At 38.5% G+C, this 25,517-nt stretch carries 25 protein-coding genes; 6 read left to right on the forward strand and 19 right to left on the reverse strand.

Annotated elements, in window-relative coordinates:
• Positions 1-8: 8 nt before the first annotated feature.
• On the reverse strand, positions 9-470 hold the full coding sequence (locus MMB68_RS07020; protein WP_269871565.1) for a hypothetical protein: 462 nt from the start codon (positions 468-470) through the stop codon (positions 9-11).
• A gap of 272 nt (positions 471-742) precedes the next feature.
• On the opposite strand from MMB68_RS07020, the gene MMB68_RS07025 reads away from it, so the two are divergent.
• Positions 743-1,381, forward strand: coding sequence for a HoxN/HupN/NixA family nickel/cobalt transporter (locus MMB68_RS07025; RefSeq protein WP_028409110.1), 639 nt, complete (start codon positions 743-745; stop codon positions 1,379-1,381).
• 256 nt (positions 1,382-1,637) lie between these two features.
• Here the strand turns inward: MMB68_RS07025 and MMB68_RS07030 are convergent, their stop codons facing one another.
• The 8 genes from MMB68_RS07030 to MMB68_RS07065 all read right to left on the reverse strand — a co-directional run bounded on the left by MMB68_RS07030 (position 1,638) and on the right by MMB68_RS07065 (position 7,790).
• Positions 1,638-2,447: an urease accessory protein UreD gene (locus MMB68_RS07030; RefSeq protein ID WP_269871567.1), complete on the reverse strand. Its 810-nt coding sequence runs from the start codon at positions 2,445-2,447 to the stop codon at positions 1,638-1,640.
• On the reverse strand, positions 2,444-3,058 hold the full coding sequence (ureG, locus tag MMB68_RS07035; protein ID WP_277548473.1) for an urease accessory protein UreG: 615 nt from the start codon (positions 3,056-3,058) through the stop codon (positions 2,444-2,446). The genes MMB68_RS07030 and ureG overlap by 4 nt, the downstream gene beginning before the upstream one ends.
• Before the next feature lie 39 nt (positions 3,059-3,097).
• On the reverse strand, positions 3,098-3,784 hold the full coding sequence (locus MMB68_RS07040) for an urease accessory protein UreF (RefSeq protein ID WP_277548474.1): 687 nt from the start codon (positions 3,782-3,784) through the stop codon (positions 3,098-3,100).
• Positions 3,777-4,223, reverse strand: a complete 447-nt coding sequence (ureE, locus tag MMB68_RS07045) for an urease accessory protein UreE (RefSeq protein WP_269871570.1) — start codon at positions 4,221-4,223, stop codon at positions 3,777-3,779. Before ureE ends, MMB68_RS07040 begins: the two co-directional genes overlap by 8 nt.
• A gap of 10 nt (positions 4,224-4,233) precedes the next feature.
• Complete coding sequence (ureC, locus tag MMB68_RS07050) at positions 4,234-5,943, reverse strand: urease subunit alpha (protein ID WP_269871571.1); 1,710 nt, start codon at positions 5,941-5,943, stop codon at positions 4,234-4,236.
• A 1-nt stretch (position 5,944) separates the two neighbouring features.
• The gene (locus MMB68_RS07055; RefSeq protein ID WP_013083758.1) at positions 5,945-6,271 is read right to left on the reverse strand and encodes an urease subunit beta; all 327 of its coding nucleotides are present in this window, start codon (positions 6,269-6,271) and stop codon (positions 5,945-5,947) included.
• Positions 6,272-6,285: 14 nt separating this feature from the next.
• Positions 6,286-6,588: an urease subunit gamma gene (locus tag MMB68_RS07060; RefSeq protein WP_013057659.1), complete on the reverse strand. Its 303-nt coding sequence runs from the start codon at positions 6,586-6,588 to the stop codon at positions 6,286-6,288.
• A gap of 152 nt (positions 6,589-6,740) precedes the next feature.
• Positions 6,741-7,790, reverse strand: a complete 1,050-nt coding sequence (locus tag MMB68_RS07065; RefSeq protein WP_116514011.1) for an anthranilate phosphoribosyltransferase — start codon at positions 7,788-7,790, stop codon at positions 6,741-6,743.
• A gap of 194 nt (positions 7,791-7,984) precedes the next feature.
• Here MMB68_RS07065 and MMB68_RS07070 point away from each other — a divergent pair, with 194 nt between their 5' ends.
• Positions 7,985-9,127, forward strand: coding sequence for a C40 family peptidase (locus MMB68_RS07070; protein ID WP_277548476.1), 1,143 nt, complete (start codon positions 7,985-7,987; stop codon positions 9,125-9,127).
• Between the two features lie 80 nt (positions 9,128-9,207).
• Here the strand turns inward: MMB68_RS07070 and MMB68_RS07075 are convergent, their stop codons facing one another.
• The 6 genes from MMB68_RS07075 to MMB68_RS07100 all read right to left on the reverse strand — a co-directional run bounded on the left by MMB68_RS07075 (position 9,208) and on the right by MMB68_RS07100 (position 14,882).
• On the reverse strand, positions 9,208-10,140 hold the full coding sequence (locus MMB68_RS07075; RefSeq protein WP_277548477.1) for a 3D domain-containing protein: 933 nt from the start codon (positions 10,138-10,140) through the stop codon (positions 9,208-9,210).
• A gap of 557 nt (positions 10,141-10,697) precedes the next feature.
• The gene (gene nfsA, locus MMB68_RS07080) at positions 10,698-11,447 is read right to left on the reverse strand and encodes an oxygen-insensitive NADPH nitroreductase (protein ID WP_153254509.1); all 750 of its coding nucleotides are present in this window, start codon (positions 11,445-11,447) and stop codon (positions 10,698-10,700) included.
• Positions 11,448-11,539: 92 nt separating this feature from the next.
• Complete coding sequence (locus MMB68_RS07085) at positions 11,540-12,673, reverse strand: MGDG synthase family glycosyltransferase (RefSeq protein ID WP_013057664.1); 1,134 nt, start codon at positions 12,671-12,673, stop codon at positions 11,540-11,542.
• On the reverse strand, positions 12,670-13,263 hold the full coding sequence (locus MMB68_RS07090) for a DedA family protein (protein WP_221784771.1): 594 nt from the start codon (positions 13,261-13,263) through the stop codon (positions 12,670-12,672). Before MMB68_RS07090 ends, MMB68_RS07085 begins: the two co-directional genes overlap by 4 nt.
• Positions 13,264-13,278: 15 nt before the next feature.
• Positions 13,279-13,989 (reverse strand): polysaccharide deacetylase family protein, encoded by a 711-nt coding sequence (locus MMB68_RS07095; RefSeq protein WP_221784770.1) that lies wholly within the window; start codon positions 13,987-13,989, stop codon positions 13,279-13,281.
• A gap of 290 nt (positions 13,990-14,279) precedes the next feature.
• Entirely contained in the window at positions 14,280-14,882 is a 603-nt protein-coding gene (locus MMB68_RS07100) for an alpha/beta hydrolase (protein ID WP_221784769.1), read from the reverse strand.
• Between the two features lie 821 nt (positions 14,883-15,703).
• Here MMB68_RS07100 and MMB68_RS07105 point away from each other — a divergent pair.
• Positions 15,704-17,494: a transglycosylase domain-containing protein gene (locus MMB68_RS07105; protein WP_028412808.1), complete on the forward strand. Its 1,791-nt coding sequence runs from the start codon at positions 15,704-15,706 to the stop codon at positions 17,492-17,494.
• 35 nt (positions 17,495-17,529) lie between these two features.
• Here the strand turns inward: MMB68_RS07105 and MMB68_RS07110 are convergent, their stop codons facing one another.
• The gene (locus tag MMB68_RS07110; protein WP_277548478.1) at positions 17,530-18,861 is read right to left on the reverse strand and encodes a polysaccharide biosynthesis protein; all 1,332 of its coding nucleotides are present in this window, start codon (positions 18,859-18,861) and stop codon (positions 17,530-17,532) included.
• 294 nt (positions 18,862-19,155) lie between these two features.
• On the reverse strand, positions 19,156-20,073 hold the full coding sequence (locus tag MMB68_RS07115) for a DMT family transporter (RefSeq protein WP_269872023.1): 918 nt from the start codon (positions 20,071-20,073) through the stop codon (positions 19,156-19,158).
• Positions 20,074-20,223: 150 nt separating this feature from the next.
• Here MMB68_RS07115 and MMB68_RS07120 point away from each other — a divergent pair, with 150 nt between their 5' ends.
• Positions 20,224-21,600, forward strand: a complete 1,377-nt coding sequence (locus tag MMB68_RS07120) for an aminotransferase-like domain-containing protein (RefSeq protein WP_277548479.1) — start codon at positions 20,224-20,226, stop codon at positions 21,598-21,600.
• 63 nt (positions 21,601-21,663) lie between these two features.
• Here the strand turns inward: MMB68_RS07120 and MMB68_RS07125 are convergent, their stop codons facing one another.
• Positions 21,664-22,062, reverse strand: a complete 399-nt coding sequence (locus tag MMB68_RS07125) for a FixH family protein (RefSeq protein WP_221784766.1) — start codon at positions 22,060-22,062, stop codon at positions 21,664-21,666.
• A 150-nt stretch (positions 22,063-22,212) separates the two neighbouring features.
• Between MMB68_RS07125 and MMB68_RS07130 the strand changes: the two genes are divergently transcribed.
• Complete coding sequence (locus tag MMB68_RS07130) at positions 22,213-22,791, forward strand: hypothetical protein (protein ID WP_221784765.1); 579 nt, start codon at positions 22,213-22,215, stop codon at positions 22,789-22,791.
• A 97-nt stretch (positions 22,792-22,888) separates the two neighbouring features.
• Entirely contained in the window at positions 22,889-23,554 is a 666-nt protein-coding gene (locus MMB68_RS07135) for a type 1 glutamine amidotransferase domain-containing protein (RefSeq protein WP_221813391.1), read from the forward strand.
• Between the two features lie 41 nt (positions 23,555-23,595).
• Here MMB68_RS07135 and MMB68_RS07140 read toward each other — a convergent pair whose 3' ends face one another.
• Complete coding sequence (locus MMB68_RS07140) at positions 23,596-25,323, reverse strand: ABC transporter ATP-binding protein (RefSeq protein ID WP_269872021.1); 1,728 nt, start codon at positions 25,321-25,323, stop codon at positions 23,596-23,598.
• Positions 25,324-25,517 lie beyond the last annotated feature (194 nt).

Here is a 25,517-nt window from a genome sequence, read left to right on the forward strand (position 1 = left end):
AATGACGTTTATTTTTTCTTATGTATATACACTTCTAATAGCTTTTTGACAATGAGTCCGACAACAAGTCCGGGTATAACAGACAGCATAGGAAGCCAAATTGGTCCTATAAAAACACCGCTGATGGTTGTTACTGAGGAATACATAATGCCTACTGTAACAAAATAAGCACAGGAGACAAAAGGAATAAATGTAAATCTCGATGCTCCGTTTTCTGCTTCTTTAACAGCATCCCAAATTGCAAAAAAATACAAACATGGATAAAACATTAACCACTGCATGTTCATTACCTCTAGGGACTGCCTTGTTTCTCCTAAAAAGCTTAAGCGAATGCCTTCATTAAAATTTGCGCCCATATTAATGAGAAATTCAAGTACAATAAACAAAATTCCTTTTATATGTTTTTTGTTTAGTAATTGGCCAAAGCCCGGTAACGCAATGCTCCATAAAAGAGCTTCTAGTCTAGTCACGTTCTGTCCTAACATTTTGACGTATAAAAGAACTCCACAGCATGATATCAGTAGAAATTTTGTCCATAGTTATCAACCTCACAATAATTTACTCATAGTTTTTGTAAATGTAAAATTTTTATACTACATCTCCTTTAATATTTGTAACTTATTGTAAATTGATAAATAGCTTAGCTATTCGACCAGACATTTTCGTTTAGAATTTTCTGTTTATTAAAACAAAAGCGTACGATATACTAGTTTTATACGTACGAAAGGATGAGAAAGCTGACATGGAAACAAGTTTTTTTTCAATTTTAATACTAGGGTTTTTTTTAGGAATCAAGCATGCTCTAGAACCAGATCATATTATCGCTGTATCAACCATTGCTTCAAAAAGTAAAAAGCTGTGGCGCTCTTCGCTTGCAGGAGTATACTGGGGGATTGGTCATACGCTTACGCTGTTTATTTTTGGCATGATTTTAATGGTGTTAAAAAGCAGTATTTCTGAACGTATGAGCATGTCACTTGAATTTTTAGTGGGCATTATGCTCGTTTACCTCGGTTTCACATCTTTTCTGTCTTACAAAAAACAAGTACATACGCATCACGAAAAAACGTCTTACTTAAAGTCATTGGGCATCGGCTTTGTTCATGGACTGGCCGGAAGCGCAGCGATGGTTGTATTAACGATGAGCACCGTTACTCACGTATGGCAAGGTGCTCTGTACATTATCATTTTTGGAATCGGCACTTGTCTTGGCATGCTGTTATTTACAACGGTTATTGGAATTCCATTCGTTACAACTAAAAAGCAAGTCACGTTAAACCGCTGCTTAATGCAGGTAACAGGCGCTGTCAGCATTATATTTGGCCTTTATTATATGTATAATTTAGGTGTAAGCGACGGATTGTTTAGCCTGTGGTTCTAAAAGCGAATGAGACATAACGAAAACAATTCAATCTAAAGATGAACAAGCAGGATAAATGATCTGAACTGCTTGTTCCACAGCTGTTGATTTCTGTGCAAGACGTCACTTTGTCCTCTAATCAACGGCTAGAAGGAACTACATACAGGAAACCTACGTTCACCCTACCAATAAAAAAATCCGAACGAATTTGATTCTCCATTAAGAATCCAGCTCGTTCGGATTTTCTTTCAACTACAATACTTTTGTCCCAGCCTCTTTAATACTTACGCAAAAGTGATACTTCAGCTTTTAGTAAATGCTGTCGGAACAATCCGTATACTTTAGCGATTATGTCTTCAACTTCTTGTGTACTAGCAGCTAATATTCGAATAGTACATCCGGGGACCGGAAGTGCGGAAGCTCCTACTTTACAGCCTGCCTCTTCGCACAGCTGATGTACTTTTGCTATAAATGCGTCGTCGGCATTTGGGTGAACAATGATAATCGATCCAAAATGAGTATACCCTTCCATTTTCATCATGCCGCGCAAATGGCTTTCTGGCTTCAAGTATAAGTGATCGTATACCTTCAGCTGCTCGTTTACATACAGTTTAAGCTTGGAACGCATAGAGGTATATTGAAACAGCTGCCCGTCCGGTGACCACCCCGGAGTTATGCTGTCACACATAAACAAAGCAGCGTTTTGTGCCATATGAACCGTTATTTCTTGGACAAATGCAGCATTTTCATACAAAATAAGCGGGTCTGGTATATATTCCATGATGGCTTGTTCTTCAAGGGTTATACACGTTTCTTGTAAAACAGCTTCGTTCGGTGTTTTGTATACCTTTGTCGCAGATTGAGTAGTAGCCGTCAGTTGGGCATTTTTCTCTACCGTTATCATCGTTTTATATTTGTCTCCACTTACGTATCCCCCACCTACGTGAAGCATATAAACAAAAGGTGATTCAGGAGTCATGTAAATAGGTCTTGCAACTTTGAAAGCACCGTAATGGTACGTATCTTTAATAACGGTTCGCTCGCTGTTTCTTTCTGCCCGAAGCTCTAAATAACCCGTGTAGCTCATGATTCAAGGCCGATTAAAAATGCCTCTTTTTTAATCCACTCTATCACTTGGTCGAGCCCTTTATCTTCTTTTAAATTGGTGAAAACAAAAGGCTTGTTCCCTCTCGCTTGAATTGTATCTTTTTCCATTACTTCTAAACTAGCTCCTACATACGGGGCTAAATCTGTTTTGTTGATAATGAATAAATCAGATTTAATCATTCCTTGACCGCCTTTACGCGGGATTTTTTCCCCTTGTGCTACGTCGATGATATAAATCGAAAAATCAACGAGCTCTGGGCTAAACGTTGCGGCTAAATTATCTCCTCCGCTTTCTACAAAAATAAGTTCAACATCGGGGTGACGTTCCACTAACTCATCGATCGCAGCAAAATTCATAGATGCATCTTCTCGAATAGCCGTATGGGGGCAGCCTCCTGTTTCTACTCCTACGATACGATTTTTCGGTAAAATACTGTTTTTTACTAGAAATTGCGCGTCTTCTTTTGTATAAATATCGTTTGTAACGACCGCCATGCTTAGCTGTCCTTCTAGTGCACGCGTTAATCGTTCTACTAACATTGTTTTCCCTGCACCAACAGGTCCACCAATTCCAATTTTAATTGCCTTCATTTTTTACGCCTTCATCGTTAGAAGGCCTTCCCTCCTTTTTTATGACATGAACAATCGAACATGCAATTGTTCATGCTGCATTTGAGCAATTTCTAACCCTGGTGTCACGGCACCAAATTCCTCTTGATCTGCTTGTAAAATATGCTGAAGTGCGTGCTGCAGCAGCGGCTGAAAAAGAACGAGCGTTTTTTGTCCATCGGTTTGACCGATCGGTATGCCGCGAACAGCATTTTGAATTAACGAAGAAATACTAGCGTACAAGTGGCTTAAAATTGCCTCTTCTTTTGTGATATTTAACTGCAGGCTGGCTAACGCAAATACAACAGCAGGATGTCCATACGCCTTCTTTGCTTTTACCTCACTCATATACTTTTCTAAATAAGAGCCTTGAAATAACTCTAAGCAAAGTTTTAACATGCGCTGGCCCACGCGTCTTGTCCCTTCTCTTGTTTCTTTTGACAAAGCAAGAGCGTATAATTCATGATCCACTCTCATAATTTCGTTAAACTGGTCATGAGCCCCATACTCATAAGCCAGTCTGCATGCTAAGCCGTCCGTATACGTAAGCTGAACATCAAGGTATGTACGAAGCGCTTCTTGAAAGGTTTCTGTGTTGTAAATTTGATCTCGCTGAATATACGTTTCAAAGCCAAACGAATGTGAAAATGCACCGGATGGAAAATTTGAATCACATAGTTGAATCAGCGAAAGCAATGAATTAGTCATGACTGTGTCCGATATGCTTAAAAGCTTGTTTTACTTTTCTTTTTTCGCGCTTATAGGGAATATCAAGCTGCTGAAGCAATTCTTCGACTAAATAATCGTACTGTACGAGCATGTCTCCACCTTCAAACTGTGCCGGCAAATGTCGGTTGCCAAGCTGATGAGCAATTTCTCCCATTTGCTGAATATCAATCGGCTGAATGGTCAAAATATCGTCTGCCAGCACCTGCACAACAATCATATTGCTTTCATCCATAAACAGCACGTCACCATCAGTGAGCTCGCGATTTTCTTTTAGACGAATTCCTAGTTCCTTACCGTGATCTGTTACAACGCGCTGAACGCGTTTTACTAAGTGATCACTTTCGATATATACCTTTTCTATATGCGGAGACCGTTTTTCTAATGTTGCCATATTTCCGATAATTTTTTCGATTACCATTTCTTTCACCTCAAAATAAAAAGTATCGCTGCGCCATAGGCACAACTTCTGCTGCTTCACATGTAATCATTTGTCCATCTACTTTTACTTCGTACGTTTGGGGATCAACTTCAATTTTAGGCATTTCCCCGTTTAACTTCATATCTGTTTTTTTTAATTGACGAATATTTTTGACCGGTTTAAGCAGCTTTTGCAACCCCAGTTTCTCGCCCACTTTGTTCTCGTACGCTGCTTTTGACACAAACGTAAGAGACGTTTTAGCTCTCGCTTTTCCATAAGAAGCAAACATCGGACGGTATAAAATCGGCTGTGGAGTTGGAATTGAAGCGTTAGGATCTCCCATTAAGCTGTGTGCAATCAAACCACCTTTTACAATCAAGTCAGGCTTTATTCCAAAAAAAGCTGGCTCCCATAGAACTAAGTCAGCCATTTTCCCTGTTTCTACTGATCCTACGTATTCGGAAATTCCATGAGCAATAGCTGGATTAATCGTATATTTAGCTACATAGCGTTTGACACGTGCGTTATCGCCAGCTTCGCTGTCACCATCAAGTTTCCCTCTCTGCTTTTTCATTTTGTCAGCTGTTTGCCACGTTCTTGTAATCACTTCTCCTACACGTCCCATTGCTTGGGAATCTGAAGAAATCATACTGAATACACCTAAATCGTGTAAAATATCTTCAGCTGCAATCGTTTCTTTGCGAATGCGAGAATCAGCAAAAGCGATGTCTTCTGGTACAGAGGGATCAAGATGATGACATACCATAAGCATATCTAAATGTTCTTCAAGCGTGTTGACAGTATAGGGTCTTGTTGGATTAGTTGATGATGGAAGCACGTTTGGAAAGCTTGCCATTTCCATAATATCAGGTGCATGTCCGCCTCCAGCTCCTTCAGTATGATAGGTATGAATGACTCGATCGCCAATCGCTGCAATCGTATCTTCGACAAAGCCGCCTTCATTTAAAGTATCTGTATGAATCGCAATTTGAACATCGTACTCGTCTGCTACCTGTAAGCTTGTGTCAATGGCAGATGCCGTGGTTCCCCAGTCTTCATGAAGCTTTAGTCCAATCGCTCCTGCTTCAATTTGCTCAATTAAAGGCTCTTTCGCACTTGCATTCCCTTTTCCTAAAAAGCCAATATTCATTGGAAATGCTTCAGCGGCTTCAAGCATTCTTTCAATATGCCACGCTCCGGGTGTACAAGTGGTAGCTTTTGTTCCTGTGGCCGGTCCCGTTCCTCCTCCAATCATTGTTGTAACTCCAGAGGCAAGAGCAGTTTCAATTTGCTGCGGACAAATGAAATGAATATGTGCATCAATACCGCCGGCGGTTACAATTTTCCCTTCAGCTGCAATCACTTCTGTACTCGCACCAATGATGATGTCTACTTCATCCATCAGCAGGGGATTGCCCGCTTTTCCGATGGTTTGAATGAGTCCATCTTTTATTTCAATATCTGCTTTATATATGCCTGTATAATCAACAATAATTGCATTTGTCAACACTAAGTCCGCTGCTTCGCTTCGTGTTGCAAGAGGATGCTGCCCCATTCCGTCACGAATGACTTTTCCTCCGCCGAACTTTACTTCATCTCCGTACGTGGTGAAATCTTTTTCAATTTCAATAAATAGCTCTGTGTCTGCTAAACGAACAGCATCTCCAACGGTTGGTCCAAACATATCTGCATACTGACGTCGCGACATTTGAAAACTCATCTTATACATCTTCCTTTCTATCAGAAAGCGATCTGTTTGTTTTATTGTTAAGACCGTAGATTTCTCTTGTTCCGGAGAAAGCAACGAGATCCACCTCTTTTGCATCACCTGGTTCAAAACGAACGGCTGTGCCGGCCGGAATATTTAAATGATAGCCAAGCGAAGCTTCGCGTGGGAACTCGAGCGCAGCATTCACTTCAAAAAAATGAAAGTGTGACCCTACTTGAACAGGTCGATCGCCTCTGTTGATTACAGTCACGCTAATTGATTTCTTTCCGTTATTGCATGTGATTGGGTCTTTTTTCAAGAAATATTCTCCTGGAATCATATCTTCCCCTCCTCTTAACGAATTGGATCGTGCACAGTGACGAGCTTGGTTCCGTCTGGAAAGGTAGCTTCCACTTGAATATCATGAATCATTTCCGGAATACCTTCCATTACATCTTCTCGTTTTAAAATCTTGGTCCCTTCTCGCATTAGTTGTGCTACCGTCTTGCCATCACGAGCTCCTTCCATAATTTCATATGTAATAATAGCTACTGCCTCGGGATAGTTAAGTTTTAATCCTCTTGTCTGACGGCGTCTTGCTAAATCTGCAGCTACGACAATCATTAATTTTTCTTGTTCTCTCGACGTAAGTTTCAATGAAAGCGTCCTTTCTACTAATCTATTTTCTTATTAACATCAAATGTGATATTTTCTAACACAAATGCATAACTAATTATAGTAAATTTTCTGACAAAAAACAAAGAATTTATCTCTTCCGATAAAAAAAGATGAGCATGTTTGCTCACCTTTTACTCTTCTGAAATCGCTTGTGTTTTCCATTTCTGCAGGTGTTTCCAGCCCAAACCTTCAGCTAGCTGACGTTTTGCATAGTCTACTCCTTTTTCAATAGAAGCTTCATAGCCAAATAGATAATAGCGCAAGCCAGCGTTTAATACTACTTGATTATAGACGTAAGTCAGTTCGGAAGAAGATTCACCCTCCAGAATGCGCGTCACATATTCCGCTTGTTTTTCAACACTTATTTTCTTTTCGAAGTGCTCTTCTTCCACAAACAGTCCGTATTCTTTTGGATTGACAATAAACGACTCCATCTCTCCTTCTGAGATCGTAAAAACAAAGCTGCTTCTATGTACAGGTACATCTTCTGATCCTTCTATCCCTTGTACCACGTATACGTGTTTGAAAGGCAGAGAAGCAAAAATAGGCACAATCTTATTAATGGCTGTACGGTGAAAAGCACCCATCATTAAAGAAGAAGCATTCGATAAGTTTAGTAGTTTTTCAACCGTATTAATAAGTGTCCTTACACCAATTTCATGACGAACTTGTTTGATGCGGCTAAGAGGATAAGAGATTGTTTCGGCATTTACAAAGCCAATTTTTAACGTTTCAAACGCATGACCGATGTCTTCAATCGTTTGAGCTTGAGGGATCTGTAATGAATGAAGTACGTCTTCAATCGTTGTTCCAAACTTTGGAGGAAGCGCTTCTGTACAGTGTAAAAAAGCTGGCACACCTCTTTCAGCTAATAAAATTGATACAGGAATGGTCGCAAAAAATGAATTCCTCCCTGCATAAGGGCTTGCAAAATCAATTGATTTATCTTTTAACGGCTGAGACAGCGGTATTTCTTTTGTTTTTTCACGAAAAGCATGAACGAATCCCAATAGTTCATCTGCATTTTCAGTTTTAATACGTTCCGCGATAAAAAAAGCAGCGATCTGAGCATCCGTAGCTTGTCCAGAAGCGATTAAGCGAGCTGCTTCTTTTGCTTGTTCATACGTTAAGTCAGTTGATCCCCTTTTTCCGCGCGCTATTTCTTTGATAAATTGCTGCATATCGTACACTTCCTTTTTAACTGAATATTTGTACATTGTATCACACATTTTCTTTGTTCCTTAGATTATCTTCTACCAGGTACGCAAACTGCTAAAAAATATGAAATTAAAGGAAAAGTACTAGTTCTTTTATAACCTAATATAGTATAATCTATCTGCTATACTATTATTTGGATATTTGGGGGACTTTACAAATGAAAAAAGAAAAACTACTTGTACCATTTATAGCAGCATCCGTTTTAGTAGGAGCATCGGTGACAACGCCTGTTTTTAGTCACTCTGCTTATGCTGCTTCTTCTGTCAGCGTTTATCAAAAAGACGTTAATTCGCTAGCAGATTATTACGCGCCATTTTATAAAACCGTAGAAAAAAAGCTAAAAGAAATTGAAGGAATAAAAGATGACGAAAAAGCGTTAGCCGCATATGATCAGCTTGCGGATCAAATTGACCAGTTTCTAACAAAGACTGATAAAAATTACGCGATGAATCATCTTAATTCAGAAGCTGATCAGCTTCAAGGGTATTTATATGACAGTTTAATTGCTCTTTACAATTACATTGTGGATCTTGAAGACTATGCGTATGGAGATGTAAGTGACGCGGAATTTAATAAGATCTCTGCAAATTTTGAAAAAGAAATCAACGCATACAATACGCAATTTCAGCAAAAAGCGAAGAGCTATAAAACGAAGCTAAAAGTAACGTTTAACGCAAATATGAGTTATTTGCTTGATGAAGATATTCAACCTTCACCAACAGCTCCATCTACACCCGCTGATAGCAATGGCACCTACACGGTGAAAAAAGGAGACACGCTTACAGCAGTCGCTAAAAAGTACGGCATGACGGTAGCTGAATTAAAAAAATTAAACAATTTAAAAACAGATGCGCTAAAAGTTGGACAAGTGCTGAAAGTGAAAAGTGCAAGCGCACCTTCGCCGGCTCCAGCATCTCAAACTTCTGTTAGTGCAAAACAGCAGCAAATTGTATCGTATGCTAAAACGCTAATTGGAAAGCCATATAAATATGGAGGCACGACACCAAAAGGTTTTGATGTATCAGGGTACACACAGTATGTATATAAAAACGCGGGTTCAAATATTTCTATCCCCCGTACAGTAGCAGATCAGTATAAAAGCGGCACGGACGTAAAGCAAAACAGCCTGCAGGCTGGAGATTTAGTTTTCTTTAAAAACGGCAAATCCGTTTCAGTCGTAGGAATTTACCTAGACAAACAAGAATTCATTTATGTCAGCAGCAAAGGCGTTAAAACGCAATCACTTTCAACAGCGTACTGGAAAAACAGCTATGCGGGCGCAAAGCGTATTATAAAGTAAAAAGAGGTGCCTCATGGCACCTCTTTTGCTTTACTAGCTATGTATTTCTATACTAGACTAGCAATTTTATAAAAAGCTTCTTAGTTCATAACCGTGATTTTAACAGATTTTCTTCCGAACTGTTGAGCATCACCTTCAGAAGGAACGAATACATCAATTCGATTGCCTTTAATTGCTCCACCTGTATCGGCAGCTACAGCTTCACCATAGCCTTCTACATAAACTTTCGAACCTAACGGAATAACACTAGGGTCAACAGCGATTACTTTTTGGTTTGGATTTGCTTTTAAATCCACTCCTGTAGCAGTTGTACCGCTACATCCAGCACAATTAGCCGTATAGGCAGTTGCTTCAACTGTCATTGATTTGCCGCTGGCTTGTTGTGACGATTCAGCAGGTTGTTGTTGTTCTTTTTGAGCTTGTTCAGCTTGAGCTTGCTGCTGTTCTTTTTGAGCTTGTTCAGCTTGAGCTTGCTGCTGCTCTTTTTGAGCCTGTTCAGCTTGAGCTTGCTGCTGCTCTTTTTGAGCCTGTTCAGCTTGAGCTTGCTGCTGTTCTTCTTGAGTTTGTTCAGCCGGCGCTTGAGCTTGCTGAGCTTCTGGAGCAGCTTGGGCTACTGAAGGACTTGATTGCTGAGCTTGGCCGTTTGGAGACTGAATTTTTAATTGTTCGCCAGGATAAATTAAATCTGACGTCAGTCCGTTCCATTCTTTAATTTGATCTACCGTCACGCCGTATTGCTGACTGATGGACCATAATGTGTTTCCTTGCTGAACTTTGTGTGTCATTTCTTTTATAGTAGCTACGTTTAATTCTTGATTTGGATAAATAATATTAGATGTTAAGTTATTTGCATCTTTTAGCTCGTCTACGCTCACGCTGTGCTTTTGAGCGACTTTCCATAACGTATCACCTTTTTCTACGTGATACGTTCCGCTTGTAGAAGCAGAAGCTGCACCTACAAATCCTGCTGAAAGGATTGCTGTTGTTCCTAGAGTAAATATAAATTTTTTCATTACGAATACCTCCTTATTTACTCAATGATTGAATGATATCATCCTCACATTTCACAGCCGTTACAGAGCCATGCTACTTTTATTACAAAACTTAACAAAACAGAACGTTTAATCGTAATATTTCTGATAATTTGGGTATATGATGAAATGTTTCTACTTTTTACTGCTTTTTATTGTTCTTTTTCCTAAAATAGCCGGATTTCTTTATCATTGCTGGGGGATATCTCTTCTTTTTTTATTGATTATTTAACGTGTAATTTAAGTTTTTTCATAACAAAAAAGAGGTTGAGACATAACAAAATGAAGCTAAGTTAAAGACGAACAACTCGTATACATGAGCTGAACTGTTTATGGCACCGCCGTTGATTTCCGTGCCAGACTTCGCTTTCCTCCGCTTTTCCAGCAGGAGCCTTCGACTTGCCCTCCGATCAACTGCTAGAAGGAACTACATAAATGAAACCTATGTTCACCATAACAAAAAAAGCGAACCGCTCATCAAAAATTTTGATGAGCGGTTCGCTTTTCAATTCGGCTAAACTACTTTTGTCCCAGCTTTTTTATTTCTTGTTAAATCCTTGCTTTTCAACGAATTCTTTCATATACATACGCTTAGGATTGGAAAGCATTTCAGCCATTTGACCAGTCCATGTGTCTTGGCGTTTGCCATTTGTTCTTTCGTTGTAATAAGCAGAAATTTCTTCGTTATACGCTGTTAATTCTTTTTTCGTCTGCTCATCATTCGGCTCATATGTTTCTTCATGATACACATGTTTAAATGGTAAGCGCGGCTTTTTATCCGTAATACCCGCTGGATGCCCAACCGTTAGACCAAATAACGGGATTACATGATGAGGCAGTTTTAACACTTTGCTTACTTCTTCTAATTCGTTACGCAAACCGCCAATGTAACAAGCTCCAAGACCCATTGATTCAGCAGCAAGCGTTGCATTTTGTGCAGCAAGGGCAACGTCAATAATAGCTACCATAAACTGCTCTGTGCTTTCGAGCGCTGTCGATAAATCTTTTTTCTCCATTTCCGCAATGACATCATGACGATGAAAGTCAGCGCAAAATACAAAGAAGTGTCCATTTGTTTCTACGTAAGGCTGATTTCCTGCTAATTGAGCAAGCTTTCGCTTCGTTTCTTTATCTTTTACTCCAATAATGGAATACGCTTGAATATAGCTTGATGTGGAAGCTGCCTGTGCGCTTTCTACAATCGTCTGAATTTGCTCTTCGGACAATGGTTTGTCTTCATATTTGCGAATAGAACGATGATTTAAAATCGTTTCAATAACTGAGTTCATATTATAATCTCCTTTTACTTCATTTAACCTTCTACAGATGTTATCTCTACAGTTAGTTTATCGAATGTAAAAAGAAATAACCAATGTTCTGCTTAAAATTGATTTTGACTTGTCTCATATCGATACAGCTTAAAATGATCTGCAAGTACGCGGTCTACTTTTACTTCTAAGCTGTCTACATATTCGTCCATTCGTTTTATCAAACGGTTTCGTTTTACATCATTTTCTAAAATGTTCTTAAGCTGCTGTTCAAAGGCTTCAGCATCATTAAGCGGTATCAGCAGCTCTTTTTCTTTTAGATATTCAATGTTAATTTGTTCTTGACCAGGAAGAGATGAGTGAATAAAAATAGGTAGTCTCTTGTGAAGGGCTTCGCTAATTGTCACTCCCCCCGCTTTTGTGACAATGGCATCTGCTCCCTCATATAAATCATTCATTTTCTCTCTCGATTTTACATACGAGACCGCTTTAATTCTCGGGTGGTTTAATTTTATTAGTTCTTGATACAACTTTTTGTTTTTTCCGCACAGCACATAATACATATACGTACAGTTTTGCGGAAGCTGCTGAAGCATTTTGCGTACATTTCCAAGGCCGGAATTCCCTCCGGCAATCAGTATATGTTTCTGTGGCATGAGATGGTCAATCCGTCTTTTTAAAAACGCTTTATGAACCGGAATGCCCGTTACATAAATAGAAGACTCTTTTACACCGTGAACGTTTTGTAAAAACGCTTTTGTATCCTGATCAGGTACGCAGTGAAGTTCAATTCCATTTTTACCCCATACGTCGCTTACTAAGAAGTCGGTGTATACGTTTATAATAGGAAGATCAATGATTCCTTTTTCTTTTAACCCGCTTAATACACAGGAAGGAAAGCTGTGTGTACAAACAATGACATCCGGCTGCTCTGCATCAATTAATTTCTTCATATGGTATTCGATAATCGGCCACTTTTTCACAACAAAGTCATCCATCGTATGGTCGTTTTTTTTGTATACATGACCGTAATAAAATTTTTCAAACTGCTTTGGAAAAACAGAAATCCATTTCATGTATATCGATGAAATCATTTGTTCAAGCGGTTTACTCCAATAGCTTAAACAATCAATTTTTTGACAAATAACGTGCGAAAAACGCTCCATGATGGCATCCATAACGGCGTCTGCTACTTGGTGGTGACCAGATGGCATCTGAAAAAGCGGTAGAAATAAAACCTTCCTCATTGACCATCCCTCCTCTCAAGACGTTTTCGGTTTCTTTTTCTTTTTATAAGCAAGTAAATCACAAAAAAAGCTACAGCTCCCATAATGATATACGAAATATGAATCCGATCTCCTACGTAGTAACCTAGAATGAGAAAAGAAAGGACCCATACTAGACTGCCTACTACCGATAACAACAAATAAAGCAAAAAGGGATAGCGACTTATTCCCGCCATATATGGACTAATTTGACGCAGGCCTGGAATATATAAACCGAATAAAATAGTCCATATTCCATATTTATGGTAGCTGCCGCTTGCCGCTTCAATTTTCTCTTTGCTTAACCCTACGTATTTTCCGTATTTATCAAAAAACGGGGTTCCCGCATATCTTCCTAGCCCGTAAGCAGTAAGCATTCCAGTTATAACACCTAAAAAAGCAAAAAGAGATGATTCGTATAAGTTCAGCTGATGTTTGGCAATAAACATGCCTAATAATATTAAAAATGATTCTTCAGGCGCTGGAATTCCAACAATCCCGCAAAAAAGTACAAGTAAAATAACAATATAACCATAGGAATGTATATACTGAGAAATAATTGTTAAGTCCACTGCTCGCTCCTCTATTTACGATTGATCCATCAATTGCTGCATGGTTATACTTTCGTACCCTTGCTGTTTTAAATAAGGTAAAAATTCTTCTAGTGCTGCAATCGTCATTTCAGGTGCTTTTTCATCTGCTCCAGGGGTATCGCCATTATCGTGTAAAACAAAAATGGCTCCATCTTCTACTTTACGCATTAGTTTTTGAACTAATGCCGTTTTCGTTGTTTTTAATGTCCAATCCTGAAAGATTCCTGTCCAAATCACAAGGTGATATGGCTTGGCCATTGATAAACTGCTCATATTTAAATGTCCCCACGGCGGACGATAAAAAAGCGGCTTTTGATTTGTTGCTTTCTCTATAACCTGTGCACATTGATGAATTTGTCTTTTTAATTGCCAAGGTGTTTGCGTCCATGCACTCACATGACGATGATGATGTATAGCTACTTCATGTCCTTCATCGATCATCCTGTTTAAAATAGACGGGTGTTTTTCTCCTAGTTCTCCCACAATAAAAAAAGTAGCTTTCATTTCATGCAGTTGGAACAAGTCCAAAATTTTTGGTGTATAAACAGGATGAGGTCCATCGTCAAATGTTATAGCTATTTTATGCTTTTTTGCCCCTTTTATTATGACTGATGAATGATAGCGACGGTAAAGGGTTTGCGAAATAATGGTATATACACATATAACCATTAGAACGAAAAGTAAAACAATAAAAAAACGAGTCATATGCTTTTAACCATCCTTTTGAATTTAAATCCTGCATTTATTATAACGGTTTACTCAGACTTTGGTTTCATTTTTTTGTGATAGAAGCCAGGAATTTTAAAATAATTTGATACTTTACCTAAAAATAGCTATTCTGCAAGGATATACCGGAAATAAAATGATATCATAAAATTTCCCTTCATTCAGTAAAAAAAGTACTTTTTACCATTTATATCTATCTTTTGTACGATAACTTTCATTATTTTTTAAAAATAAAAAAACTTCCCGCACGAATGCGGAAAGTTTTTAAATTAAAATTTTGATTGATACCATTTTTCAGCTGCTTCAATTTCTGTTCGTGTTAACTGATGGCCAAATGATTCCCAATGCACCTGTACGTCCGCTCCGGCTTTTTCTAAAAGCGCAGAAAGTTCTTCTGTTTCTGATGCTGGGCAAATAGGGTCGTTTGTGCCTGCACCAATAAAGATAGAAGCGTCGGTCTTAGGCACTTCAATTCCTCTTCTTGGAACCATCGGATGAAGAAGAGCCGCCCCTTTTAAAGAATTCTCATAATGAAATAGCAAACTTCCTGCAATATTGGCACCATTTGAGTAGCCCACAGCTACGATGTTGTGTCGGTCGAATGAATATGTTTCAGCCGCTTCATCTAAAAATTGATGAAGTTCTTTTGTGCGTTCAATTAAATCTTCTATATCAAATATTCCTTCTTGTAAACGTCTAAAGAAACGGGGCATTCCGTTTTCTAGTACATTTCCTCTTACAGATAATACGGAGCAAGAGGAATCAATCATATCTGCCACAGGGAGCAGATCTTGTTCTGTACCTCCTGTACCATGCAACAGCAATAAAGTCGGTTTCGTCTCGTCCGTTCCTTTTTTAAAAATATGTTTCACGTATATCCACTCCTTTTAAATATCTCGAATTAAAGATAATTTTATTATAAGAACTTTCGAAGCATTTGTAAAGGAACTACTGTCAAAGAAATACCTGTATGTTTTGCTGGCAGTATCACATAATACTGAATAACTTCATATGGCCATTGCTCATATGCAGCTAGGTATTTAATTCGTTTGACTTACAGCGTGGAAAGAAATATTCCACTTTTAGCTAAGTGCTCCCGTCAAAAGGTGGATAATGATTAAAACTCGCCCGTCCTCCTTCGTATAAAAAGTGCCCTAGTCTGATAAATTAGTTAATTTTTGCTTTATTTCATTACTTTCAACAGATATCAGCATTTATACCCGAACGTACTAAATCTTATTTCTTATACGTGTTATAACAACTTTTTTCTATGAGAAACAGAACGTAAAATACCAGCTTGTTTTTTCATAAAGGGGAACAAAGCCCCGAATGGTGCTTTATACGACTTTATTTGACAAACACAAATTTATGGGTAAACTAAGTTCAGATGATTGTATTTCACTTCGTTTCAGTTTAATAAAAAAACGAAGCATCTGCGAGTAAGCAAAAAAAACTGCGTAAAGAGCTATTTATGTCAATCATCTTATACCCTAAAAACTTACCTGCACTTGAATAATAGCCTTTATTAAACTTAGCGCGTCAGCTTGTGAACGTTAATACTTTATCACCCATCTCCCTGTTAAAAGGTTGAATGGGTTAACAAACTTCAGCATTCTTTACATAACGACCTTGTAAAGACGAAGAATGTAGCTATGTGTGAACATGGAATTATTACTTAGTGGAGTGAACCAACATGAGGAAATTTATTTTAGCCTTTTTAGTCGTTGTTTTAATTGTAATGCTAGGAGTTACCTATGTATTAAAGCAATTTCAGCAAACGGCTGATTTATCTTACTCGAAACTGCAGTCGGTTCAAAGTACGGTAGTCTATGACAAAAATGACCGTAAGATTGACGAATTGTATAAAACCGTTCCCCGTCAAAATGTTTCGAGCAATGAAATTCCCGATTATGTAAAAATGGCGTTTGTGGCAACGGAAGACCGTCGCTTTTACAAGCATTTTGGGATTGATTTACAAGGTATTGGCCGCGCCCTTTTTAAGAACATTGTAACAATGAGTAAAGCTGAAGGCGCAAGTACCATTACACAGCAGTTAGCAAGAAATCTTTACTTATCTAGTGATAAGACCATTAAACGTAAAGTAGATGAAATGTTTCTATCACTAGGCTTAGAAAGACAATTTACAAAAGATCAAATTTTGGAATTATATTTAAATCAAATTTATTTCGGAAGCGGTGTATATGGTATTGGTGCAGCTTCTCAGATTTATTTTAATAAGCCTGTATCAGATTTAACCGTAGGCGAAGCTGCGCTTTTAGCAGGACTGCCAAAAGCGCCGAGTACGTATTCACCAAGCAATAGTACAGAAAAAGCGACAGCCCGACGAAACGTTGTATTGAAGCTGATGCATGATCAAAACGTTATTAGCGATACTCAGTATCAGCAAGCGTTAAATGAACGTGTAGTCGAGCCTAGTATTCCGGTTAAAAAACCGAACTCAAATCAAGCATTTATTGATTATGTAATTAAAGAAGCTGCTCAACAATATGGCGTATCTGCTGATGACCTTTATAAGGGTGGTTATGCCATTTATACAGATTTAGATCCTAATTTACAGGAATCGATTAATAACTCTGTAGCAAATCATACGTTCCGAGATGATGCCATCAACAGCAAAGTAGAGGTTGGGATTTCAGCTGTCAACCCTAAAACAGGTGGGATTTCAGCGATGTATGGAGGACGCAGCTATGAGCGAAACGGCTTAAACCGTGCTACAAGCGGCTATCAGCTTGGTTCAGCTATTAAGCCTTTAGCCGTATATGGTCCAGCCTTAGAAACTGGAGATTATACACCAACTTCACTCTTAAGTGACGAACGACAAGACTTTGGCGGTGGATATAGCCCTAAAAACGCAGAAGGTGAATATCAAAAGCATGTGACAATGCGTGAAGCACTTACTCGTTCACTTAACGTTCCAGCTGTTTGGCTTTTAAAACAAATTGGTATTGATACAAGCGCAAAATTCATGGAAAAAGCTGGACTTCCTCTTGAAGATGACGATAAGTCAAAATTAGGGCTTGCTCTTGGAGGAACGACCACAACGTTCTCTCCCCTTCAGTTAGCACAAGGATATACAACTTTTGCTAACAAAGGCGTCATGACTAAGCCGTACGCCATTCGAAAAATTGAGATGCGCGACGGTGAAGTGAAAAAGCCAGACATTCAGACAGAGCGAGTAATGAGTGAAGAAAATGCGGATACAATGACATCCATGCTGCAAGATGTGATTGAAAAAAGCTATGGAACAGGTGTTAACGCTCGTTCTTCACGAGATGCTGCAGGTAAAACTGGTACAACCAACGATGTCAAAGATGCTTGGTTTGTCGGGTATACCGATGATGCAGTCGTTTCTATCCACGCTGGCTTTGATAATGCTAATTCTACGCAAACAACGAAATATTTATCAGGCGGCGGCGGACAAGACCCTGCTACACTGTTTAGCTCAATTATGAATAACTGGTAACCAAAAAACCTCCAACTTCACTGTTGGAGGTTTTTTTAAGATAAATGCGTTTTATGCTTAAGTGAAAAAAAGGAAACGTTGATGACTTTGCAAATCGTTACATAATGCAGAACGGTTAAGACAACCACGCCACAGTTCATCCCGATAATAATTCCCTGCATGCCAATATTTGTTTGTGATCCTAAGAAAAACATCAGGGAAAAAGATACAATATGAGACCAAATCGTATGATAAAAAGCATCTTTTACATAGCCAAGGCCAATTAAATAAGCTTGAAGCGGGACGGCAAAGAAGTGAAAAAGAAAATACGGCCATAAAGCCTTTAGATAGTACACGGCCTCTGTAGAATGAAAAAACAAGTTAGTAAGCGGCTCAGCAAAGAAATACATCGCCACTATAGACGGAATCCCATATAAAAATGTCATTTGCATACTTTGAGTCAAAAGTCTTTGAAGCTGTTCTTCCCGATTTTTCGCATGAGCTTCAGATACAGCAGGTATTAGTGCTACTAAAAGAGAATGAGCAAAGAAAGCCGGAAAAAAGCCGATCGACATCGCTACCCCTGTTAGCATACCAAAATGCTGCGTGGCTCCGGTTAAAGTCATGCCCGATAAAACGAGCGCGTGTTTGATTAAAAACGGCTGAACAGCATTACATACCGCATTAAATAAACGCAGTCCCGTGGTCGGAAGTGAGACGCCTAACAGCTTTTTCCGAATCTCACTTGGAGAAAGCAAAGGTCTGTGCCCTCTTGATAAAACACTTAACTGAGTAACATACGTGATAAAAAAATAAAGTAAAATAACAGCTTCGGTTCCAATTAGCGTACAAATCGCAATAAACAGCGACATTTTAACATCTGTGAAAGCAAACATTTGAAAAACAACAAATAAAATCGTTAGCTGAAAGGCTTTGCGGATAAAATTAGACACAGCAATAGTCGTCATATTATTTTTACCCGTAAAATATCCACGAAGCACTGCTGAAAATGAAACAACCGGAATGAAACATAGTACAACCCATTTTAAGTAAGGATGATAGTGACTAAAAAATGGAAAGGCTGCTAATACGGCCAGTGTAATAAAAAAGATTCCCAAGCTCACAGCAGTCGCAAAAATGGTGGCATGCTTCATCATATGCTGATGTTCTTTGCGATGATGTTCAGCAAGAAATTTAGAAATAGAAATAGGCAGTTCTAAGTTAGCTACGGTGGCAATAAGAAAAATGATAGGAAGAACGGTCATGTACATGCCCATGCCTTCCCTTCCTAATTCTCTAGCAAGTACCATATTTACAAGAAATTCAATTAACTCTCCCGCAAAGGCAGCACCAGCTAAAATAAACGTTCCTTTCAAAAAAGTGTTCATCTCGTTATCTCCTCTATTTCCCGTCCTTTTTCATCACTACCTTTTCTCTCTATGTATATGACAAGCTCGATACGAATTATTTGTCTAATTGTATTTTTCGGTGTACAAGTTCTCGTATAATGTTCAACCTATGTGAAAAAAAACCGTTATATACCTTTTTTACATAGGAAATTCATTCATTTCTTATATTTTGGCTCTCAAAACTTACATAGAGAAAACAGGAGACCCAATGAGCCTGCTGATTGCTAACGGGAATAGAGCATGTTGTTTTAATGTAATAAATTCACATATTAGTTAAGCGTCTTTATTCATTATTTCCTGTGGATGCACTTCTTTTTTTGATACCGAGGCGTTTTTGCCTAGTACAACCGAAAAGACAACAATTATTGCTATAGCAAGAGTAAAAAGTGTAATTGATTCGCCTAGAAATAGAGCTGCAAACAGAATCATTAAAAATGGCTGTAAATATTGAACCTGACTAACTCTGGCTATTCCCCCCATCGCCATCCCGCTGTACCAAGCAACGTATGCTAAAAATTGACTCACTACTGAGAGATAAATCAAACTAACCCACGCTTGTAAAGGCGCATGAAGCATCTCAGCTGTAATGCTTAGTCCTACTGGAATCATAAAAAATGGCGCACCGATGATAATGGCCCAAGCAATCACTTGCCAGCTGCCTAATTCTCTTGCCAACACTCCTCCTTCTGCGTAGCTCAGTCCAAGTATCAGCACCGCTGCTAGTAAAGCTGCATCGGCAAACTGCAGTTGACCAAATCCGAGGTGAAGAGCATACACGATAACAGCTGCAGAACCAATCATGCTTGATATCCAGAATTTGAAAGAAGGACGTTCACCCCCTCTAAACATCGCAAAACCGGCTGTGGCTAATGGTAAAAGAGCGAGTTCAACCGCTCCGTGAGAAACAGGCAATGATTTCATTGCCCAGGAAGTGAGCAGAGGAAACCCTAAAACTGCGCCTAAAGCCACTATCAGCAGACTTTTAAATTGGCGAAGAGAAGGAATTTTTTCTTTTCGTACAATCAATATCACAGCTACTAAAATAGCAGCTACAGCTGTTCTTCCTAAACCGGCGACTGTCGTTCCAAAATACTCGACTGCAATGCTTGTAGAAGGAAGGGTTAAGCTAAAACAGATAACACCTACTACCCCGAGCAATAAGCCCATTTTCTCTCTCGTTTCTTTTTGCATCTTACCCTACCCCTGTCTTTTTATTTTTCAGAACTGTACCATTTTTCTAAAAAAAGTTCTGATATAATTAAAAGGATAGCGCAGGACAACTAGTAAAATAAATCATTCTTTTACCTATCTGTACGGGTACAAATTAAAGGAGTAGGACCTATGAGTTTGAAATATCTGAAAATCATGGAAGAAATTAAGCTTGGCCTAGCAAATGGATCGCTTACTGCAGGTGGTAAACTCCCTTCTGTTCGCCGACTCTCCCACCATTTTTCGTGCAGCAAGAATACCGTTATCAAAGCGTACAGCGAACTAGAAAAAGAGCATTTAATTTATTCTATTCCTAAAAGCGGCTACTACGTTGTGGGAGAATTTCAACATAAGACGAATAAAAATGAAGTGATTGATTTCTTGTCTGCTGGTCCAGATAAAAACGTTATGCCTTATCTTGAATTTCAGCATTGTATAAACCAAGCAATTGAACACTACAAAGAAGAGCTTTTTACATACTCTGACCAACAAGGCTCTTACTCATTGCGGGCACAGTTAGTGAAACACTTGCAGAATTTACAGGTGTTCACTCGAGCTGAAAGGTTAGTTGTTGTATCCGGGTCGCAGCAAGCTCTTCACTTATTAGTTTCTATCCCGTTTCCAAATGGAAAAAATAATATTTTGATTGAACAGCCCACTTATTTCGGGTTTATCGAGTCTCTCACGCTGCACCAAACTACTACTTTTGGGATCGAGCTATCGATGGAAGGAATTGATCTTGATCATTTGGAGTACATTTTTCGAAACAATGATATAAAATTTTTCTATATTATTCCGAGATTTCACAATCCTCTTGGGCATTGCTATACAAATGTTGAGAAGAAAAAAATCGTGGAGCTAGCCGAAAAATACGATGTATATATAGTGGAAGATGACTTTTTGGGCGACCTTGATCCCGATGTAAAATCAGATCCTTTATTTTCTTTCAACCCTTCTGGACGAGTCATTTACATTAAAAGCTTTTCGAAAATCTTTCTTCCAGGGTTACGTATTGCTGCTGTCGTGCTTCCTTCGTTAATGAATAGCAATTTTTTACGATATAAATTCAGTTCAGATTTTAATAGTTCAGCGCTTTCCCAAGGTGCTCTTGAAATTTATTTAAAAAGCGGCATGTTTACTAGTCATCTTAAAAAGATAAAAGAGGTATACCATACCAAAATGCAAACTCTTGTAGAAGCATGTGATTCACTGCTACCCGCTCATACACATTTTTCTAAACCAACTTCAGGATTCTATTTATCCATTAGTTTGCCTGAGCATGTGAAAGCAAAACAGATCGTTCAAATGCTAAACGAGCAGCACATATATGTTGATGATGCCTCTAGATTTTTTTTACCAGAATATAAAAGAGACACTCTTCTCCGATTAAGCATCTCACAAGTAAATACGAATACGATCAAACGAGGAATTGAACAGCTGGCTCAGTGCATTACTTTAATTGATGATAGAAAACATCATCCTATTCCAAATAACCTTTTCCCCTTGTAGAATGGGAATTCAATGGACATACTAAACGAAAAGAAGCCAAGGAATTAGCATCCTTGACTTCTTTTATTTAACCGTAACGGTTATAAGAGGCATGTTATGCGTCCCTTTTGCAGAAACATGTGATTGCACGGTATATGTGCCAGGCTCAGAGAAAGATGTTTGTATTTCATATACACCTTCTCCTATTTGTTTAGGTTTTAACATCTTCCCTTTCCCTTCGCCATCTTTTTTCTCTATTTCAAATTCAATCATTTCAACATCATCATTTTTTACTTTTTCATCTCCATATGTAACTTCGGCTTTGTAGATACCGCTTTCATTTTTCTGTAACGCCTCTGGGCCTTGAAGATTTACGTCCAACGGTTTTGGCTGCTCAGCATTTGTGCTTTGAGCAGGTTCCTGACCACAGGCCGTTAAAAGTAAACAAAGACTGATTATAAATATACTTATTCTTTTTTTCATGTATTCATCTCCTTTTTAAACCTTTTGTTTAAATATAACGCGTATTGCAAAGAAAAAAATGAATTTTTCTAAAAAAGAAGTATTTTTAAAGATTTTTTAAGAAAAAAAGTTCATACTGATACTAACTAGTTTTTTCCAAGGAGGAAGAAAATGAATTCAGTTAAATCTCCAGCTAAAAAATCATGGCTACAGACATTAATTAAAAATAAAAGTGAGCGTAAAAAAGTGATCTTTATCTTTACTATCTCTTTTTTGCTAGTTGTAGCAGGGCTTATTTACATCCCTATTTATAAACATTCCCTTCCACTCGATTCTAAAATATATGAAGGAAATTTTAAAGAGCTCGGTTCAATTGCACGAATTGGTTTCTTTGCAGCTTTAGCCATTTATCCTATTTTTTTATTATTGAAATGGAAACCGTTATCCCACATAAAAAAAGGAAATTTTGAGTTAAAACCGCTTATCCAATTTTTAGCCAAGTATGTTCGTCAGTGGCACGTTCCCATTGCTCTTATATCAACGGCCTTGATTATTTTACATGGTTATATGGCTTTAATAAAAGGATTTCAAGCAAATTTTACGTACTTTTCAGGAATTATTACCATGGCTGTTCTAGCTTGTTTACTCGTGATGGGCGTGAAGCGCTACAAGCGTACAGATAAAAAGTGGCATCTTAAATTTGCTATCTCTTTTTTGGTTTTGTTTATGATTCACGCTACCTTTTCATAACTTGCCATTGTTTAAAGTTTTTTTATATAGGGTACAGTTCACAATGAATACATGATATGTATCACTATACGTTTTACATCATTTAGGAGGTATAAACATGGCAAGAGTGTTAGCTGTATTATCAAGCGGATACGAAGAGAAAGATTATCACACAGGTTGGTGGGCAGAAGAATTATTTGCTCCGCTGCAAAAGCTTGAGGACGCAGGGCACACCGTTGATTTAGCCTCACCTTTTGGAGGTAAGCCGGAAGTAGACGTTCGAAGTATTTCAGAAGACTTTGATCCAGACGGAACGTATAAGAAATTATATGAATCAGGAAGAGCGGATCAGACAATGAAACTTGAAGAAGTAGATGCTGAGAACTATGACGTTATTTTAGTAGTAGGCGGCCACGGCGCTATGTTTGACTTAGCAAAAAATGTGGACTTGCATGCACTTATGAACAAAGTGTACGACAACGGAGGTATTTTAGCAGCTGAGTGTCACGGACCTTCTGTTTTTGCTTTCTTGAAAGGATCCGATGATGAACTGTTAATTAAAGGACTAGACGTAACTGGTTATCCTGATGAAATTGAACCGGAAGAAGTACTTCCCTTTTTACCATACAGTTTAGAACAAGAACTTCGTGAAGTGGCTAACTACATCCCTGAGATGGATAAAGAAGCATATGCTGTTTGGGCAAATGATCAAATTGTCACAAGCCGAGATCCTTTTTCTTCTGAGTTAATGGGTGATGAATTAGTTAAAAAGCTAAATAAATAAACTAAAAAAAGACTGCTTAAAAGCAGTCTTTTTTGTTTGTTCTATAGGGATGTTTGAAACTGCTGCTCTACCAAACGCCGGTAAAAAGAATGAGAGGCTAACAGCTCTTTATGCGTTCCGCTTCCTGTAACCTGCCCTTCTTCTATTACAACAATTTGGTCCGCATTAATGACCGTAGATAGACGATGTGCAATGACGAGTGATGTGCGTTCTTTCATTACCGTTTCCAATGACTCTTGCACAAGCTTTTCTGATTCGGAGTCCAAGCTAGCTGTCGCTTCGTCCAGTAGTAAAAACTGGGGATTGCGTAACAGCGCTCGGGCAATTGCAATACGCTGTCGCTGTCCTCCTGAGAGATTGATACCTCTTTCTCCAATCATTGTTTCATATTGATCTTCAAAGGACTGAATGAAATGATGAGCATTCGCTAACTTCGCTGCTTCTTCTATTTCTTCATCCGTCACATGCCGCTCTAATCCGTAAATGAGATTTTCTCGAATTGTTCCTGCTAAAATCGGAGAATCCTGCTGAACATAGCTAAACAGGTGACGCCACGAACGTAAGTTGACGTTTTGACTGTCTGTTCCATCCAAGAATATGCGCCCCGATGAAGGCTCATAAAAGCGTTCGATAAGCGAAAAAACAGTAGATTTTCCAGCTCCGCTAGGTCCAACAAAAGCGGTAACTTCTCCTTTTTTAGCAGAAAATGAAACTTCCTGCAATACTGGTTTATCTTCATATTGAAAAGCAACTTTATCGAACCTTAAACTCCCTACCTGTTCAAGCACTTCTCCATTTTCATAGTTCTCTTCTTTCTCAGCTAATATATCAAAGATTCTTTCTGAAGCTCCTTTAGTTTGCTGAAAGCTCGTAACAAATCGGGTAAGTGAACCAACCGGAACCATAATTTGAAAAAGGTAAAGAACAAAAGCCACCAGCTCTCCTGCAGTGATAAATCCCTCACTCACCCGGTATGCACCAAACCCGACGATGGCAATCATAACAGCGGTCATCACTGTGCTAATAACCGGTGTTATGATTGCTTCAATTTTAGCTCTCTTTACACCGAAGAGGTAGAGTGACTGAAACGATTGTAAGCCGGAATCAACTTCTTTTTTCTCTGAACCGGATACTTTAATCAAGCGGATTTCACTCAGCATTTGAGCTAAAAAAGCTGTAAGCTTGGACATTTTATCCTGCTGCTCACGTGAAATTTTATGTATTTTTCGCGCTAGCGGCATAACCAGTACAAACATAACGGGAATAACCGCTAATAAAATGAGCGTCATGGGTACATCAAGCGTAAATAAAATAACAATGGCAACGATAATAGATAAAATATTTTTAACAAAGTCAATCATTTCTGTTGACAATAAATTCATCACAATGGTTGTATCATTTGTAATGCGGCTTACCATTTCACCGGAACGGTTTTGGTCGTAAAATGAAACCGGAAGCTTTATGAGCTTGTTCCACACTTTATGTCTGAGTTCTTTTACAACACCTTGCCCTACTTGAGCAAGGAGATAAAGAGATACTGCGCTTGTCACCATTTGAGCAGCAAATAAACCAAGGAGCCCTGCTATAAGCTGCGGTGAGACGCCTACTGCAATTTTCTCCATCACTTCTTTAATGACAAGAGGGATAGAAAGCGACGCTCCGGTATTAATTAAGGCCAGTATGAACGAAATGATTAGCTTTCCTGTCGGAGGGTTCGTTAGCAACCATAATTTTTTAAATGAAAAATGAATTCCTTTTTGCGTATTCATCTTAGTTCCTTTCTAATTCTTTTAATAGGTGGTATACACACTTTAGGCAGACACCACACACTTTACCTTCAAAGTTCTATCTTATTTTACACCATTTCCTTTCTCAACCTGAACTTCTAAGCTTTTACCTATTTTTCAAACTCGTCTATACGAAAATGACAAGCTGGTCATATACTATAGTACACTGAATTCTT

It is taken from the genome of Priestia sp. Y58 (assembly GCF_029522095.1).
Classification (GTDB): Bacteria; Bacillota; Bacilli; order Bacillales; family Bacillaceae_H; genus Priestia; species Priestia megaterium_E.

Bases quoted from the DNA above. Each gene is read 5' to 3' on its own strand.
- MMB68_RS07140 (WP_269872021.1), bottom strand. From the start codon at position 25,323: ATGAATACGCAAAAAGGAATTCATTTTTCATTTAAAAAATTATGGTTG.
- MMB68_RS07040 (WP_277548474.1), bottom strand. From the start codon at position 3,784: ATGACTAATTCATTGCTTTCGCTGATTCAACTATGTGATTCAAATTTT.
- MMB68_RS07030 (WP_269871567.1), bottom strand. From the start codon at position 2,447: ATGAGCTACACGGGTTATTTAGAGCTTCGGGCAGAAAGAAACAGCGAG.
- ureG (WP_277548473.1), bottom strand. From the start codon at position 3,058: ATGAAGGCAATTAAAATTGGAATTGGTGGACCTGTTGGTGCAGGGAAA.
- MMB68_RS07125 (WP_221784766.1), bottom strand. From the start codon at position 22,062: ATGAAAAAAAGAATAAGTATATTTATAATCAGTCTTTGTTTACTTTTA.
- ureC (WP_269871571.1), bottom strand. From the start codon at position 5,943: ATGAGTTTTCAAATGTCGCGACGTCAGTATGCAGATATGTTTGGACCA.
- MMB68_RS07105 (WP_028412808.1), top strand. From the start codon at position 15,704: ATGAGGAAATTTATTTTAGCCTTTTTAGTCGTTGTTTTAATTGTAATG.
- MMB68_RS07115 (WP_269872023.1), bottom strand. From the start codon at position 20,073: ATGCAAAAAGAAACGAGAGAGAAAATGGGCTTATTGCTCGGGGTAGTA.
- MMB68_RS07095 (WP_221784770.1), bottom strand. From the start codon at position 13,989: ATGACTCGTTTTTTTATTGTTTTACTTTTCGTTCTAATGGTTATATGT.
- MMB68_RS07025 (WP_028409110.1), top strand. From the start codon at position 743: ATGGAAACAAGTTTTTTTTCAATTTTAATACTAGGGTTTTTTTTAGGA.
- MMB68_RS07135 (WP_221813391.1), top strand. From the start codon at position 22,889: ATGGCAAGAGTGTTAGCTGTATTATCAAGCGGATACGAAGAGAAAGAT.
- MMB68_RS07055 (WP_013083758.1), bottom strand. From the start codon at position 6,271: ATGATTCCAGGAGAATATTTCTTGAAAAAAGACCCAATCACATGCAAT.
- MMB68_RS07120 (WP_277548479.1), top strand. From the start codon at position 20,224: ATGAGTTTGAAATATCTGAAAATCATGGAAGAAATTAAGCTTGGCCTA.
- ureE (WP_269871570.1), bottom strand. From the start codon at position 4,223: ATGGTAATCGAAAAAATTATCGGAAATATGGCAACATTAGAAAAACGG.
- MMB68_RS07130 (WP_221784765.1), top strand. From the start codon at position 22,213: ATGAATTCAGTTAAATCTCCAGCTAAAAAATCATGGCTACAGACATTA.
- MMB68_RS07065 (WP_116514011.1), bottom strand. From the start codon at position 7,790: ATGCAGCAATTTATCAAAGAAATAGCGCGCGGAAAAAGGGGATCAACT.
- MMB68_RS07070 (WP_277548476.1), top strand. From the start codon at position 7,985: ATGAAAAAAGAAAAACTACTTGTACCATTTATAGCAGCATCCGTTTTA.
- nfsA (WP_153254509.1), bottom strand. From the start codon at position 11,447: ATGAACTCAGTTATTGAAACGATTTTAAATCATCGTTCTATTCGCAAA.
- MMB68_RS07085 (WP_013057664.1), bottom strand. From the start codon at position 12,673: ATGAGGAAGGTTTTATTTCTACCGCTTTTTCAGATGCCATCTGGTCAC.
- MMB68_RS07075 (WP_277548477.1), bottom strand. From the start codon at position 10,140: ATGAAAAAATTTATATTTACTCTAGGAACAACAGCAATCCTTTCAGCA.
- MMB68_RS07110 (WP_277548478.1), bottom strand. From the start codon at position 18,861: ATGAACACTTTTTTGAAAGGAACGTTTATTTTAGCTGGTGCTGCCTTT.